Annotated in this window: 11 protein-coding genes; 1 reads left to right on the top strand and 10 read right to left on the bottom strand. The window is 46.7% G+C overall.

Annotation, left to right across the window (positions count from 1 at the left end):
• Window positions 1–26: 26 nt before the first annotated feature.
• From L4D79_RS16800 to helD, 6 genes are all read right to left on the bottom strand, one after another.
• Complete coding sequence (locus tag L4D79_RS16800) at window positions 27–707, bottom strand: ABC transporter ATP-binding protein (RefSeq protein ID WP_428652725.1); 681 nt, start codon at window positions 705–707, stop codon at window positions 27–29.
• 35 nt (window positions 708–742) lie between these two features.
• Window positions 743–1,972: an ABC transporter permease gene (locus L4D79_RS16805; RefSeq protein WP_428652726.1), complete on the bottom strand. Its 1,230-nt coding sequence runs from the start codon at window positions 1,970–1,972 to the stop codon at window positions 743–745.
• A gap of 12 nt (window positions 1,973–1,984) precedes the next feature.
• Window positions 1,985–2,929, bottom strand: a complete 945-nt coding sequence (locus L4D79_RS16810) for an efflux RND transporter periplasmic adaptor subunit (RefSeq protein ID WP_428652727.1) — start codon at window positions 2,927–2,929, stop codon at window positions 1,985–1,987.
• Between the two features lie 1,107 nt (window positions 2,930–4,036).
• A complete protein-coding gene (locus tag L4D79_RS16815; RefSeq protein WP_428652728.1) occupies window positions 4,037–4,501 on the bottom strand; it encodes a GNAT family N-acetyltransferase in 465 nt (154 codons plus the stop codon).
• 345 nt (window positions 4,502–4,846) lie between these two features.
• Window positions 4,847–5,536 carry a pseudouridine synthase gene (locus L4D79_RS16820; RefSeq protein WP_428652729.1) on the bottom strand — a complete coding sequence of 230 codons (690 nt, stop codon included), beginning with the start codon at window positions 5,534–5,536 and terminating at the stop codon, window positions 4,847–4,849.
• A gap of 138 nt (window positions 5,537–5,674) precedes the next feature.
• Window positions 5,675–7,762, bottom strand: a complete 2,088-nt coding sequence (helD, locus tag L4D79_RS16825) for a DNA helicase IV (RefSeq protein WP_428652730.1) — start codon at window positions 7,760–7,762, stop codon at window positions 5,675–5,677.
• A 257-nt stretch (window positions 7,763–8,019) separates the two neighbouring features.
• On the opposite strand from helD, the gene yccS reads away from it, so the two are divergent.
• The gene (gene yccS / locus L4D79_RS16830; protein WP_428652731.1) at window positions 8,020–10,218 is read left to right on the top strand and encodes a YccS family putative transporter; all 2,199 of its coding nucleotides are present in this window, start codon (window positions 8,020–8,022) and stop codon (window positions 10,216–10,218) included.
• Window positions 10,219–10,304: 86 nt separating this feature from the next.
• Here yccS and L4D79_RS16835 read toward each other — a convergent pair whose 3' ends face one another.
• The 4 genes from L4D79_RS16835 to L4D79_RS16850 form a co-directional block, all read right to left on the bottom strand.
• Window positions 10,305–12,260, bottom strand: a complete 1,956-nt coding sequence (locus tag L4D79_RS16835) for a CHASE3 domain-containing protein (protein WP_428652732.1) — start codon at window positions 12,258–12,260, stop codon at window positions 10,305–10,307.
• A 195-nt stretch (window positions 12,261–12,455) separates the two neighbouring features.
• On the bottom strand, window positions 12,456–12,809 hold the full coding sequence (locus L4D79_RS16840) for a RidA family protein (RefSeq protein ID WP_428652733.1): 354 nt from the start codon (window positions 12,807–12,809) through the stop codon (window positions 12,456–12,458).
• A 125-nt stretch (window positions 12,810–12,934) separates the two neighbouring features.
• Window positions 12,935–13,801 (bottom strand): MaoC family dehydratase, encoded by an 867-nt coding sequence (locus tag L4D79_RS16845; RefSeq protein ID WP_428652734.1) that lies wholly within the window; start codon window positions 13,799–13,801, stop codon window positions 12,935–12,937.
• Between the two features lie 84 nt (window positions 13,802–13,885).
• Window positions 13,886–14,476: a molecular chaperone TorD family protein gene (locus tag L4D79_RS16850; RefSeq protein ID WP_428652735.1), complete on the bottom strand. Its 591-nt coding sequence runs from the start codon at window positions 14,474–14,476 to the stop codon at window positions 13,886–13,888.
• Window positions 14,477–14,568 lie beyond the last annotated feature (92 nt).

The following is a 14,568-nucleotide window of genomic DNA, read 5'->3' on the forward strand; positions in this document are numbered from 1 at the left end:
ACTCGGTACGATGATCATCATTAATGTCAAAGGATCTGACCATCTTGCATTTCTATTCGGCGACGAGCACGCTGCGCTTTTTCGAGATCATGCGTCACCATAACAACTGTCACGCCCTCTGCATTCAGCCTTTCAATAATATGCATGATCTCTTCACCGGTCTTATGATCCAGGTTACCCGTAGGTTCATCAGCCAACAGGAGCGATGGCGAACCAACCAGCGCTCTGGCAATCGCGACCCTTTGCCGCTCGCCACCTGAAAGTTCATGGGGCTTATGAAGGCCACGCTTGTTCAAACCAACTTTGCCCAACGCCTCTTTGACTTTTTTTTCTCGCTGCTGGCTCGATAGTTCACGGTAGAGAAGGGGCAGCTCGATATTCTCGCAAACATTAAATTGCGGCAACAGATGGAAAGCTTGGAAGACAAACCCAATTTGATGGTTACGAACATGGGAAAGTGCAAAGTCTGAGAGCTCGTCAACACGACTGCCATTAAGTACATACCTCCCTGTGGTCGGTGTATCCAAGCAGCCAATGATTTGCAATAAAGTGGACTTGCCAGAGCCGGACGTACCGGTTATCGCAAGGTATTCCCCAGCGCTTATGGAGAGAGAAATAGCGCGTAGCGCAATGACATCCGTTTGGCCCATCGCGTAAACTCGGCTAACAGTGTCCAACTGTACCAGTGACGATGCGATTACCCCCATAAACTAACCCTCATGCTTATTAGCATCGACAAACATTACTCTCGCTTTAGCGCCCGAATAGGATCAAGCCGAGAGGCAACTAAAGCGGGATAAAGCCCCGAAACAAGACCGACCAAACAGGCCGAGCCAAGCGCTAAAAGAAGGGCGCTTAGCGTGATAATCACCGGAAAGTCACGTATTGTTGCAACCGCAGACACCAATATTGCCCCCAAAGCGAGTCCAGAAAGGCCACCGATCGCGGTAAGGCATGTTGCTTCAATAATGAACTGGTTTCTGATGTCTTTGTGTGTCGCCCCTAAGGCACGGCGCAGTCCTATTTCTTCGGTCCGTTCACGCACCGCTACCAGCATCACATTCATAATACTGATCCCCCCTACGACCAGAGATATAGCAGCAACGCATGCTAACCAAAAGGTCATCGAACGTGTGGCATCAGCCATACTTTCTTGAAGCTCGGTTAAGTCGTTAATGATGAAGTCATCGGGTTTATTATCAGGAAGACGATGCTGACGTCGTAAGAGCCGTTGTATGTGACCGATGCTTTCGTTGATCTTGTCTTGGTCATCAATCCGAATGTGGGCATAATGAATAGTCCCTGGGCGGGTTTTACTCAAGCCAATGATACGTAACTTGGCCGTAGACAGAGGAATAAGCACCCTGTCATCTTGATCCATTCCCCCAGGAGATTGCCCCTTGCGTTGCAATACACCAATTACCTTAAACGGGGTTTTTCCTATTCGTAGGGTTTTACCTATGGCGCTCTCACTATCAAACAGTGCCGTTGCGACACTTTCTCCAAGCACCGCTACTTTTTTTGCCCGGCTTTCTTCAAATTCGCTAAACATGCGCCCTTGAGCTATTCCCCATTTCCTGAGTAATAGATAATCGCGAGTCGTACCTTGTATTCTACTGATCCAATTCCGTGCCCCGTAAATTACACGCCCCTCGGCAAAGACCGATGGAGAGGTAACTAATACATTGGGGACCAAATTTCGTATCGCCGTAATATCATCAACCGTCAGCGTCGATGAGTGACCTTGCATTTGCACGCCACCACTTTCCATCACATCAGGTTCGATAAACAGTAAATCGGCACCTAAGCTTTCGACCTGCTGTAATACTTGATGTTGGCTGCCGGCACCAACACCTATCACGGTAACCACCGCGGTAACACCAATCATGATACCCAATATTGTCAGGGCACTACGCAGACGGTGACGATAAATAATCCGCAATGCATTAGTCAGATACAGCCAGTAACTCATCGCAATAAAAACCTAGTTATCATTTAACGCATCAGGTTCAGAAGTCATTGACTCCCCAATGCGTGAAGTGTAACTCGCATTGGTTTTGCTCGATGTCTCATCGGTGGTGATCTCAACCACGGCGGTCATACCGGGTAATAACGAATCACCACTGTTTTCAACCGATAAAACAACGGTATACGTCACAACATTATCCACCACTAACGGGGCGACACGAATTTGTTCGACCTTGGCAATATAACGTCGTTCACCATAAGCCGGTACGGTAAATTCAGCCTCCTGCCCTGTGCGGATCTGACCAATATCAGCTTCGTCAATTCTGGCATGAATCTCCATCTCATCTAAGGTATGGGCGATTTTAAATAATTTAGGCGCTTCTAGGCTCGCCGCGACGGTTTGCCCACTCATGACCTCACGAGACAACACGATGCCATCAATGGGGGCCAGAATTTCCGTGCGAGATAATGTCACTCTCGCCTCTTCCAGCTCTGCTTCGTGGCTGATCACAACAGCTTGGGCTTGCTCCAGTTCGGCCTCGGCCACCCAGACATTCGTCTCTGCCTCTTCTAGACTGTTCTCGGATACCGCCTTGCGCTTATTGAGGGCTCTAATACGCTTCAAAGAGCGTAAAGATTGGCGTAGAGACGCCTGCTTCATCGCGACCAACGCCTTTGCATTGAGTAATGCCGCTTCGGCTTGACGAATTTGTGCTTCAAAAAATTTCGGGTCAATACGCGCTATCGTCTGCCCTTTGCTAACAACGTCATTAAAATCGACCAACAGCTCAATAATTCTGCCTGAGACTTCAGATCCTACTTCGACCTCGCCAACAGGTTTCAAGGTCCCCGAAGCTATAACCAACAGATCGTGCTCGTAATTAGAGACAGGCTCGTCGACTTGCGTTAAACCAACAGGCGGGGAATATTGCGCTTCTTGATGTGAATCATTACAAGCCATAAGCAAAAAAAAGGAGAGCAATATTAACAGGCGATACCAGCAGACAGAACACATCAATAGATTAACTCCGAAATCAAGCCTTCATAACCTTTGGCAACATCTATCCATAGCATTAAAAAATTACAGCTAGCGACAGCCATTTCGGCTGCCGCTCATATACCAAGTAACTTCAAGTTACTTGGGTATTGGTATTTAACTAGTAACCATAATAGCGGTCACATTTGTAAGAGCTGTATCTCTTCTTAGAGCCGTAGTACTTCTTGCTAGGTTTACAGCTTCTCGACTTATATTTAGCTTTTTTATACTTGATTTGTGGCTTGTAATCGGACTTCTGATAAGGCTTATAGTCATGTTTATAATAGGATTTATAACTATATGCGTGTGCACCAGATGTAGCTACTGCTAGTGCAAAAGCAGTGAAAACGCCAACTAATTTAATATTCATTGGAATTGTATCCTAATTCATAGTACCGAAGTGTTATTCCTGTTTTATGTGTCTACTTTTTTAAACACGGTAATATTTATAGGTACAGAGGTATAAACATGCAAAAAAGCAGGATAAACAACCATCCTACTTTTGAGACAATATCGGATATTATTAATAATTACAAAACGTTATTTTAACTCAGCAAGCAATGGTTAAAAAATCATTAATCTACCAATAATACCACTTCGGTATTAACCAATAAGTATTAAAAACTAGACAGTAACAATAAACGCTCCTTGAACGGTATCTCATATCACAGCTTGAATAAAAGAAAGGCCAAACATTTCGGCTTCCAGAGAATACGCTACAGAACACTTATTCATAAAACCGTGGTCATAAGGTGTAACATGACAGACATCAAAAGACGCCTCTTGTTTCGGGAAAACAACCTGGACCTTTGCTTGAAGCTCTATAGAGAGATATTGATATATCCTTGTCGGATAAAAACAGATAAACGTTTTATCTTTTATAATATCAATTCCCGATAGTCGCCAAAGAGCATTAGCACCAGCGCTGAATCCAATAACAAGATCAAAATGTTCATTTCACGCCCTAACTCGTTCCCCATTTTAATAAGTTCCTTCATCCTTTAAGGCAAAAAGCATAATCTCCCCAGCTGACTAGCAAAGATACTTTTGCCAATGAAACAAGCGCTTCAGCATTACCTGATGATCTTCGTAACCACATGCGCTGTATAGTTTTTTTGCGACGCTATTGTCATCATCTACCTCTAGAGTGATCTTGAGATACTCATTGGCGATACAATATTGTTCAATGCCATTTAGTAAAGCCTTACCGACACCTTGACCTCGAAAGTGAGCAGACACCATAAAATCATGGATATTGAGGATTTTCTTTGCCTTATAAGTGGAATATGACTCGAAACAAACAGCAAAAGCGGCTGGCTCATTATCGACAAAGCATATAAAACCATGAAAGTACGGCAGCTGAAATAACTGAGTGACCACATGAGGCTCAATACTGACTGACAGAGTAGCTATATACTCCGCAAATAAAGCTTCAAGCTGATCGCTTTGTTCATGGCTTTCTGTGTCAATATATTGCGTCGTGATTTTCAAGTCCATTTTCTCCACGCCTTTAATCCTCTAAATTTTTATATTTGCCTATTTAACAGCCCGGGTAACGAAATCATTTAGTTCTGAAACCGTTCGAATGACATAGACGGTTTTGCCACTTTCTTCATGTTAGATCCTTTAAATGAGGTTTAACCATGAGGCAGATACAGAAAACCCACCTCTTTGGGTGGGTTCAACGAATTAAAAGCGCATCAGCAATCCCACCATTCCTATGGAATGATGATAATTCGTGCTTTGTGCTGCTCAAGATTCGTTTTCATGCAATCATCATCATATATGGAACGCTGATTGTCAACGGGGTTACACGAGCTTGATTATACCCAAACAATTCCATCACTTAACAAATGACTGTACTTCACTGTCGGTTAAATAGCGCCATTGTCCAACCTCAGTATCAATGCGAACGTCTCCAATAGCTTCCCGGTGAAGTGAAACCACTCGGTTACCAACAGCAGAAAACATCCGTTTCACCTGATGAAATTTACCTTCGGTAATCGTTAAAAGAACCTCTTTGTCGCTAAGAATTTCTAAGGTCGCTGGCCGTGTCAATTGTTGCTCACCTTGCAACTGGATTCCTTCTTTGAACTTTAACGCTACATCGTCTGCTATCGCTCGAGACAAACCGACACGATAAACCTTACTGCACTCTTTTGTTGGCGTAGTGATATTAAACGACCAACGTCCATCATCGGTAATCAAAACCATACCTGTTGTATCTGCATCTAAACGACCAGCTATGTGAAGCTCAGAAACATTCTCAACGTTTAAGTGATTGAATAAAGATGGGTAAACTTCATCAATATTGGAGCAAATAGTACCCGCAGGCTTATGCATGAGGATATAGCGAAAATCACGCGCCTTTAACTGAACGCCATTCAACAATACCGTATTGTTTTCGTGAACCTGTGCGGCTTCATTTGTTACAACCGTGCCATTAACACCAACCTCACCAGTATTGATTCGTTTGACGGCTTCAGCTTTTGTTAGCTCGGTACTTTTACAAACAAACTTATCAAGGCGCATTATAGGTATTTCTCACGGTAAGGAGCGGTCGCCCATTATCCTTTCTCATTGCAAATTATCAACAATCCACTAAAAAAAACGAGCCAGCTAACAATAGCTGGCTCGCTTATTAATGAGTACCTGAAGGCTAAAGCAAAATTACTTCTGCTTCGCTTTAACTCGTTTGATCTTGTTCATCACCGGATAACCATCATCAATCAGTTCATTGACGAACGTCGATGGCTTCTGGGGTTCGGCACAAACCCATACATGCTTCTTAGCACGGGTGATTGCAACGTAGAACAACCTGCGCTCTTCGGCGTCGGTGAAGCTTTCGCCACGGGCCTGCAGACAAGCTGCCAATCCGGTGTCACGGTCAGGCGCAGGGAACACACCGCGGTTAACATCCAAGATAAACACAAAGTCAGCTTCACGGCCCTTACTGGCATGGCAGGTCATGAAGTTTAAGCCAAGATGCGGCCACTTTTCCTGCCACTGCTTAAGCTTTTCAGGTCGCTGGTTGTTGTTGCGTCCCAGTAGCAAGGTGGTCACGTCACCTTTTTGTTGCGTTGCCAGTTGCGCCAATTCCTGATCAATCAGGTCCTGGCACAGCAAGGTCACGGCTTTGCGCTTTTGTTTCTTGAAACTGGTGAGATCTTTTTTCAGCTGATTCGGGTTCTGCTGGATAAAGGCATTCGCCACTTCTCCGATCATACTATTGAAACGGTAGGTGGTATCCAGCTCGGTAATATGGCTGGCACCAAAGCGCTGTTCAAATCCGGTGGTCAGGTTCACATCGGCACCGGCAAAGCGGTAAATGGCCTGCCAGTCATCACCGACGGCAAACAAGGTCGGTCGGTGCTCTTTGTCACCAGCTTGGCAAAGCGCTTCAATTAACGCCAATCGGTGCGGTGAGATATCTTGGTATTCATCAACCATGACAAACTTCCAAGGCGGCGTGAACTTGCCTTCTTTGACGTATTCTGTCGCCCGCTGGATCATGGTGTTGAAGTCAATCTGCTTGCTGGTTTTCAAGTGCTGCTCGTAGGCACGATAACACGGCCAAAGCAACGCCAACTCACTCTTCATCCGAGCACGAGCCGATTCATTCTCATGCTTTTCAATACTATCGACGAGCTGGGACTTGTTAGCACCACGCTGTCCAATCAATTCAATATGACGCCATACCCAAGCGGCCAGTTGCTCACTCTTGGCCTGCTTTTCCATCGAGTTATCGGATTTAAAGCCTGGGATACGCCATTGGGTAAGGTGCTTTTGCCATCGTTTGGCTGAAGCAGCCGTTTCCCATTGCTCGGTCAATACCTGAGAGATCCATTCAGCGCGGGCTTTTTCATCCAGCGTTACTGGCGATACACTTGGCATCTCGCTCTCAACCGCTCTAATGATTTGCGTTCCCAAACTGTGGAAGGTAGCGACCTTTATACGATCGCTGACTTTAGCAGCCAATCGCTCGCTCATCTCTTCGGCGGCCTTACGGCCAAAGGCCAACATCAGGATTTCTTCTGGCTGGCTCTGCTGATTGGCAATCAGATAAGCGGCACGGGCAACCAATACGCTGGTTTTACCGCTACCCGCGCCAGCAAGTACCAAGTTATGATCTTGGTTGATCAGCACCGCTTCACGCTGAGTCGGGTTTAATGGTGAAGATTCGAACTTGTCGAACCACGACGACCATTTTTCGGTTTCTTTTTCCAACCACTGGCTATTAGCCTCTTCCACCCACTCTTCATTACCTTCAAGCCACGGCTCAACTTTCTCGAACGCCAACGGACGGAAGGATGCCGCCAACTCACGGGTCAACCCGGTAGACGCTAAGGAGTTCTCGAGATAACGGTGTAACTGGCGGTGAGAGGATTCACGTAGGTAACCTTCTGCTTCGGCGTAGCTGTCAATACGAGTCAGCATTTCCGGTAGCATGTTATCCAACTTTTCTACCCTGCCTTGCGCCCAGTTCCGGTAGGCTTCAAGCAACATGTTGGCAAACGCTTTACACTGCTGCCATGGCAGACCATGTATTATCCAACAATATTCCTGATCAGCAGAGGTCAATTCAAAACTGCCCCATAACACGCCACGATGAACCTCTATGGCGCCATCCCATTCATCAAAAGAAATTTCTTCTGTTTCTGTCTGGCTATCCAGCACCAAACAATTGTCACCAAGAGCAATACTGCAATAATCACCTTGGGCAAGCCATTGGGCCAGCCACCCTGCTGTCAAACGCATTCTGTCACCAACACTCAACTTACTTCTTCTACTACGCTAGCTTTTGCGCGCATTATTAGACATTCTTAAGCCTAATAAAGGAAAAACGACTTGGACTTAGAGTATCAAGTTATATAGATATACCCTAGCGTCCCAAAAAATTTTTGCGTAAATTTTCTGCTAAATATTTAGATAACTGCATTTTTTATAGGGATTTATACCGCTTGATTACGGAAGTTTGCTATCTTTAGCCCTTCACTGGGAAGACCATAAAAACAATGACAAATAGCCGCTTACAATTGACTTTGCGTCGTTACTGGGCGAACGACCGAATAAACTACAGCATACGTGTACTGATCGCCTTGGTTGGGGTTGCTCTCCCCTGTTGGTACCTACAAGCAACGTCAGAAGTCACGCCATTGGTACTCGGTATCATTGCCTCAGCTTTGGCCGAAACCGATGATAACCTGACAGGACGGATCAAAGCGTTAATAACGACCCTGCTTTGCTTCGTTATTGCTTCTTTTTCTATCGAAATCTTATTCCCTTATCCACCCCTGTTTGCCATTGGGCTATTTACCTCAACGTTTGGCTTTATCATGCTGGGGTCTATGGGAGCCCGCTACGCCAGCATCGCTTTTGCTTCGCTGCTATTGGCGGTTTATACCATGCTGGGCGCAGCTCAAAGCCCTAATTTATGGTATCAGCCAATGTTGCTGCTCGGTGGCGCGGCTTGGTATGGATTATTGTCGCTAAGCTGGCAAATCATTTGGCCAAACCAACCGGTTCAGCAGAGCCTATCGAAAGTCTTTAATGAGCTGGCCTGCTACCTTGATAGCAAGAGCGAGCTATTTGACCCTGTTGCCGATTTAGTGCCGCAACCGCTTCGCCTGCAAGCGGCGACCAAGAACGCCAAAGTGGTCAGTGCGCTCAACGAAGCCAAAGCAACACTGCTACACCGTGCCCGTCGCGGCCACCCTAACGAAACCGGTGATAAATTCCTCAAGATTTATTTCTTGGTGCAGGATATCCACGAGCGTGCTAGTTCCTCCCATTACCGCTACCAAGATTTGGCCGCAGAGTTCCAGCGTAGCGATGTGCTCTTCCGGTTCCAACGCCTACTCACCCAGCAAGCGAATGCCTGCCGAGAGATATCTCATGCTTTGGCGATGGGAAAACCTTACAGCCACGGTATCAATAGCGTAAAAGCCTTGGATGAGCTTCAAGAGTCCTTGCTCTACCTCAAAAGTCAGAACGATCCCAAGCGCCGGGTGTATATCAACCAGCTGGAATACCTGTTTAACAACCTCGCGACAGTTGAGCGCCAGTTATCTAACGTTAGCAACCCGGATGTGTCGACGACGGACAGTGCCCGCGATAACGAACTGTCGGATACCGAAGCCCATAGTATGAAAGAGCGTTGGCAGCGGATCCGAGCCCAGCTCGACCCTAGCTCGATGCTGTTTCGCCATGCTCTACGGATGGCTATCGCCTTAACGGCAGGCTACGGGATTATTCTTGGTCTTGATTTAGAGCGTGGGTATTGGATCTTGCTGACGACCCTGTTTGTCTGCCAGCCTAACTACAGTGCGACGCGCCAGCGGCTCAAACAACGCGTTATCGGCACCATCGCCGGTTTACTTATCGGTATGCCTTTACTGTTCCTGTTCCCAGGGCAAGAAGGCCAGTTGGTACTGATGGTATTTACCGGTGTGATGTTCTTTGCCTTCCGGACCGCTAACTATGGTATGGCAACGATGTTTATCACCTTGTTGGTATTGTTCTGTTTCAATCAGCTTGGCGAAGGCTTTGCCGTGATCCTACCTCGTCTTGGCGATACCCTACTCGGTTGTTTGCTGGCGGTATTGGCAGTCAGCTTTATCTTGCCTGATTGGCAAGCCAGAAGGCTGCACAATGTCATGGCGGCGGCAGTAAACACAAACCGAGATTACTTAGCACAAATCATTGGCCAGTACCGGATCGGCAAGAAAGACAGTCTGAATTACCGGATTGCCCGCCGCGATGCGCACAATACCGATGCACAACTCAGTACCGCGATCAGTAACATGCTGCTGGAGCCCGGTCGCTACCGAATGGCAACCGATGAAAGCTTCCGCTTCCTGACCTTGAACCATGCCATGCTGAGCTATATTTCTGCCCTTGGCGCACACCGTACCCAGCTGGAAGATGAAAGCACTCACCATTTGGTGTCTCAAGCCCACAGGCAAATCCACCAGCACTTGGATTGTTTGGCTGCCCAATTAGCCGGTAACCATTGCGCTCAAGCGCCAGACTCTGATAGCGAATTAGATCAACGCTTATCGTTATGGCGAGATGAAGATTCTACATCGGCCCGCATGGTGCTACAGCAGCTACACCTGATCCAACGGATGCTGCCGGAGCTTCATTCGCTAGCCAATAAACTGGCGGCGAGAACCAATGCGCCAACCCACTCAGACTCTGAGCAAGCGACTTAAATTGGTCTATTTTTTCTTCGCTAAACGTAAAAGAAGCCCTTATGGGCTTCTTTTTTTCATCAACAACCGCATGCCAACATAAGTGATCACACTTTGAACTGCCTCACTGTTTCATGCAGGCTTTCCGACAACCGGGCAAGCTCCTGGCATGATTCCACCGCACTCATCGTGGTGTCATAACTTTCCTGGGAGATAGTGTTCACGGTCAGCATATTTTTGTTGACCTGCTCGGCCGTCACACTCTGCTCTTCAGAAGCACTTGCACTTTGGGTATTCATGTCATTGATTTTAGATATCGACTGGGTAATTGCGCCAAACGCCTCTCCAGACTGACTAGCAGAAGCAATGGTTGATTTAAGCAGTTCAGTACTTTGAGACATACTTATCACGACTTCTTCGGTTCCTCCCTGGATGCGCTCAATGAGGCTTTGAATTTCAGTGGTCGACTCTTGTGTTCTTTGGGCAAGCACCCTGACTTCATCAGCAACGACAGCAAACCCTCGCCCTTGTTCACCCGCCCTTGCGGCCTCGATTGCGGCATTCAATGCCAGTAAGTTAGTCTGTTCAGCGATCCCGCCAATCACATCGAGGATCTTGCCGATATTATTGGTTTCATCAACCAGGCTTGTTAACTGGGACGACGTCTGATTAATTTCGTTATCCAGCTTATCTATATTGCCCACCGTCGTCTCAATAACCGTAAGCCCTTTTTGGGCCTCTTGATCGGTCTCGCTGGCAACATGGGCCGCCGAAATCGCATTGTGGGCGACCTCCTGCACAGATATCGACATCTGGTTCATCGCTACAGCAATCTGATCAGTCTGGTTAAGCTGCTCTTTCGCACCATTGCCCGTTTTATCTAATATTTTGGTCAGGTGTGAAGACGATTCGCTAAGCTGCTCACTGGTTTCTACGACCTTACCGATCATTTGTTTCAGGTTATCGGCTATTGTTTGCATTGCCTCAAGCAAATCACCAATTTCATTTTTCCCTGCCTTATCAAACCGCACATTGAGATCCCCGGCCGCTAATTGCTTAGCAATACCTACCGCGCTACCCATCGGTTTAGTAATACTGTTTGACGTTATGAATGAAAAAAGGAAGGTCAATAGGAGTGTCGTTATACCGCCGTACACTATCATCTTGTTTGCCAGCGACGCCGACGCAAGAGTGGCCTCCTGCCGTGATGCCATCAGTACTTGTTCAGCACCAATAATCTCATCGACCCGTTGCCGCAAATCATCCATATAGATTTTACCTTGCTTGCCTTCCAGCAAGGCATATAACTCAGACATACTCTTAAATTGATTCGCCTCCCTGACTAGCCCGATAGCCACTTCTGCGTAATTCTGTATCCAAGAGTCTATTTCTCCAACAAGCTTGGTTGATGCGATTGTCGAGCGATAATCATTAATCACTGATTGGCCTGACAGGTATGGCTCCAAGAATGATTCTTGCCGATTAAGCATAAAGCCACGAAGACCTGTCTCCATATTGATCATGGCATTGAGAATGTCACTGCCAATATCGCCAAGAGCCATCGTCGCTAGCTCTTGACGTATCCCGTCCATTTTCTGTTTACCAATACCTGAGGCAATTAACTCCTCCTGAGCATCATTAACAGCCTCACCACGCCGGATATCTTCGCGCAAAGCGATCACAGAGTCAGCATAGGCCTGCCAATGTATGGCTTGCTCGGCCACAGCATCAAAACGTTGCTGCTGGGCAGGGTTATCACTGGTTAACTGTTTCGCCGACGAAAGGTATTGCAGGAAGTCATTTTTTCCGGAGAAGTACGGCTCTAAGTAATCATCCTGTCCGGCAATGGCAAAGCCCCTTAACCCCGTTTCCTGATCCACCATTGAACTGACCAGGCCTTTACTCTGCCGTATCACTTCATGGGTATGTTCTACCCAGTGCGATGTTTTTTCCATGGTTGTGATAGCATTGAAAACCACGGCCATCAAACCAAGTAACATCAACGAAATGACGGTATTGCTGAATAACAAACGAACGCGAATAGACAAATTAGAGAAGTCCATCTCCCAACCCCTGACATGATAACCATATCTTTGAGGGTAGATTAAACTGCCGATTAGTCTAATTTAAGTTACTGATAAATAAGTTATTAAATGGATCCCCCATGCATTTATTGCAAGAAGATCACATTCTAAGCTGAAATAAATGCAGGGGCGTTATTTCAAACAAGGCTAAACATTCCCCTGCTCATCGATAAATTACTGACCCGCCGCCGCAACAAACGCCATTTCGACCAGCAAGCTCGGATCGGCCAATTCGACTTTGACGCAAGCGCGGCTAGGTGCACAACCTTCTGGCAGCCACGCTTCCCAAGCGGTATTCAACGCATCAAAATTGGCAAAGTCAGTGACGTAAATTGTGACTGACAATAGTCGAGACTTATCACTGCCGACACTCGCCAGCATCTCTTCTGCTTGCGCAAAAATCTGGTTAACCTGACCGGCCATATCGGCACTGGTATCTTGCTCAGCCACTTCGACAAAATGGGCAATACCATTGAAGACAGTCACATCTGACCAACGTTTAGTCGGGTTAATACGCTGAATATCCATTCTATGTTCCTATTATTGATTTGGTTGTTTATAGGGCAACATATTAGCGAAATTTCGTTGCGGTGAAATATCTGTATACACCTGAAACGTAACTATTTATGAATACCCGCACCGCGGTTCGTAACCTAACGGTATTGAGCCTCAACCAGCGGCTTGCCTTCCTTGTTCAACAACCTCAATTCACCTTCCCGTGCTTCCAATTGCACTGGTGATGGCAAGAAGGCCGGGCGGCGAAAAGTAAACTCAACATCACTAACAGGGGAGTCAATGGCCGCAAACATTCGCGCGACCGAGTACATACCATGGATGAGCGGCGCCTTGAAGCCAAAGGGCTTGGCCGCCAGCCAATGAAGATGGATAGGATTGTAATCGCCCGATACCGCTGCATATTCACGGGCCATTTTCGGCGTCAGTTGCCAAGTATCGAGATTTATCCACGCTGGCATTTCATTTTCCATGCCTTTAGTTTCAGCCTCTTCTTGCAGCTTAGATTTGTCGCTCGTGAGCGTACCAGAGACTGGCTGGGGTGCTCTCTTCGGCCCTCGTACTAAACAACGGCTGCGATAACTGGCCTGATAGTGCCCATCGACAGTGAAACGCCCTTCTAGCTCAAACGCCATCCCCTTATCAGTTTGGCTACACGCTACGACGTCAAGGTTGAAGTCATACGGCTTACCGATTTCCAGAGGCAACTCTTGGTGAAAACTGACATGGGTCTGGATCATTCCCACTAGCTTCAACGACACATCTGGATGGGTAAGCAACAACAACTGAGCAGGCTGGGTTGCTACAAATAAAAAAGGCAACGGCAAAGCATCATGAGGCAAACCACAAATAGCGTTATAGCGGTTGACGCTCTGGCTATCAAACACGAAGTCCCCAATAACAACCGAAAGCTGAGGAAGCGGCACTTTTCCCTTTTTCAGCAACGCCTTGGCCAATAATGATATGGGTGCCGGTAGTTGATGTTGTTTGATTCTAATAATGGTCACATGTTCATCCTTCCTAAAAGCGAAAAGCAAAAAACCGAGCTTTCACCCGGCTTTAGGTTGCTTCACCTTGTCCATTGAGCCTGACTATTTGAACAAAGGCTTATCGGCTGGCGATAATTCGAGATCTTTAACCAAAGAAACCAGATAACACTGTGCTACCTTGGCAAGGTTGGGATAAAAACACGAAATGTTCTCGACCTGCTGTACCGTTTCCAGATATCGGAATCCCCATGGCAATAGATGCTGTTCAAGGAGCTCTGAACAAGCATCGAACTTCTCTGATTCCATCAACTCAACAAATGCCAATAGCATCAATCCGAACTGATCATCCGGCTCACGCATCTGGGTATCGAGGGTAATACCATTATTAGCCAGAAAACGACGATACTCGACGGTAGACTCCCCCATCACAATGTTCTCTTTGTCGAGATACACGGAGCCCCATGGTGGAGCAGGCATTTCACCAAGCCCTTCAAATAACAAGCTAAATTCGTTTTCTAGTTGCTCTACTGGCTGGTCATTAAGCACTTTGATTAACGGACTGATTTGCTCTTGATACTGAGGGTCAAAATGCCCAGGCAGATCAGAGAGGGCCGGAAGAATAGCTTCAGCAGATGGGTGCGTAGGAGAGTAGTAAAAAAGAAAACCTAAGATTCTAGGTACTAGGGTTATCATCTATTTTATCCTGAACGTAATGTCATTGTGCCAATGAAAAGCCTGTCGTTACCCAACGCTGAAATACAGCGCTGAGCAACAACAGGCATCAG

This window comes from Photobacterium satsumensis, assembly GCF_050336935.1.
Classification (GTDB): Bacteria; Pseudomonadota; Gammaproteobacteria; order Enterobacterales; family Vibrionaceae; genus Photobacterium; species Photobacterium satsumensis.

What these genes read in the sequence shown, in the direction of transcription:
- L4D79_RS16800 (WP_428652725.1), bottom strand. Translation starts at nt 707, where the DNA reads ATGGGGGTAATCGCATCGTCACTGGTACAGTTGGACACTGTTAGCCGA.
- L4D79_RS16805 (WP_428652726.1), bottom strand. Translation starts at nt 1,972, where the DNA reads ATGAGTTACTGGCTGTATCTGACTAATGCATTGCGGATTATTTATCGT.
- L4D79_RS16810 (WP_428652727.1), bottom strand. Translation starts at nt 2,929, where the DNA reads ATGGCTTGTAATGATTCACATCAAGAAGCGCAATATTCCCCGCCTGTT.
- L4D79_RS16815 (WP_428652728.1), bottom strand. Translation starts at nt 4,501, where the DNA reads ATGGACTTGAAAATCACGACGCAATATATTGACACAGAAAGCCATGAA.
- L4D79_RS16820 (WP_428652729.1), bottom strand. Translation starts at nt 5,536, where the DNA reads ATGCGCCTTGATAAGTTTGTTTGTAAAAGTACCGAGCTAACAAAAGCT.
- helD (WP_428652730.1), bottom strand. Translation starts at nt 7,762, where the DNA reads ATGCGTTTGACAGCAGGGTGGCTGGCCCAATGGCTTGCCCAAGGTGAT.
- yccS (WP_428652731.1), top strand. Translation starts at nt 8,020, where the DNA reads ATGACAAATAGCCGCTTACAATTGACTTTGCGTCGTTACTGGGCGAAC.
- L4D79_RS16835 (WP_428652732.1), bottom strand. Translation starts at nt 12,260, where the DNA reads ATGGACTTCTCTAATTTGTCTATTCGCGTTCGTTTGTTATTCAGCAAT.
- L4D79_RS16840 (WP_428652733.1), bottom strand. Translation starts at nt 12,809, where the DNA reads ATGGATATTCAGCGTATTAACCCGACTAAACGTTGGTCAGATGTGACT.
- L4D79_RS16850 (WP_428652735.1), bottom strand. Translation starts at nt 14,476, where the DNA reads ATGATAACCCTAGTACCTAGAATCTTAGGTTTTCTTTTTTACTACTCT.